General features: G+C 45.2%; 1 protein-coding gene. It reads left to right on the top strand.

Annotated elements, in window-relative coordinates; genetic code table 11:
* Positions 1–74: 74 nt before the first annotated feature.
* The coding region (locus tag A3738_RS15240) for an FAD-dependent oxidoreductase (RefSeq protein WP_082890058.1) at positions 75–1080 on the top strand (1006 nt) is incomplete at its 3' end.

The following is a 1080-nucleotide window of genomic DNA, read 5'->3' as shown; positions in this document are numbered from 1 at the left end:
TGCAAGTTTTTATAAAAAACGTTGTGTCTAATGGCTTAAAAGGCCTAAAGCAGCTTTCAACACAGGTACACAAAATGGACGTAGTAATTATTGGTGCCGGTATTATGGGCGTTACTTTCGCGCATATCGCCAAAACCGTTGACCCTAAACTGAATATAACGATTCTAGAGCGCCTTGATCAGGCTGCTGGAAGCAACTCAAGTGTTTTTAATAATGCAGGTACCGGTCACGAAGCGAATTGCGAATTAAACTACACACCTGTCGATGAAGAAGTTATCAGTGTTGAAAAAGCCTTAGACATCCACGCTCAATTCAACGTCGCTAAGCAATATTGGGCAAACTTAGTAAAGAACGGAATCATTAAAGATCCCGAAAGCTTTATTCACCCGACGAAGCACTGCACGCTGGTAAACGAAGACAGTATTAATCTTCTACACATGCGCTATAAAGAGATGGCATCGCACCATTTCTTTGACGAGATGAAGTTGTCAGAAGACTTCGATGAAATTCAAAGCTGGATTCCACTAACGATGGAAGGTCGATCTCGTCATCAGAAGATGGCTGCAACACGCGTTGACCATGGCACCGATGTCAACTTCGAGTCGATTACTAAGCAACTTGCTCAGCATATGGAAAATGAGCAGAGTGCGGATATTCAATACAATACGCATGTTAAACGCGTGCACAAGAGCCCATCTGGTAGCTGGTTGATTGAATGCGAACAAAACGGCGTGGCGAAACAGGTGCGCGCAGACAAGCTATTTGTTGGCGCCGGCGGTGGTGCTTTCCCTATTTTAAAAGCGAGCCATCTACCAGCAGGTCGGCGCTTCTCAGGTTTCCCAGTTGGTGGTCGTTTTCTTGCAGCAGAGATAGATAAAGAAGTCGCCCAATCATATGGCGCAAAAACATATGGTAAAGCCGCTGTTGGCGCACCGCCAATGTCAGTTCCGCACTTAGATCTGCGTGTTGCTGACGGTAAATATTATCTACTATTTGGCCCATTTGCGACGTTCTCGCCGATTTTAGAGAAGGGTAGAGGAATCGTGGAGTTCATTCGAATGGTCCATTTACACGACATTC

It is taken from the genome of Oleiphilus sp. HI0066 (assembly GCF_001635725.1).
Note: the sequence above shows the minus strand (reverse complement) of the source record. Positions and strands in the feature narration are given on the sequence as shown.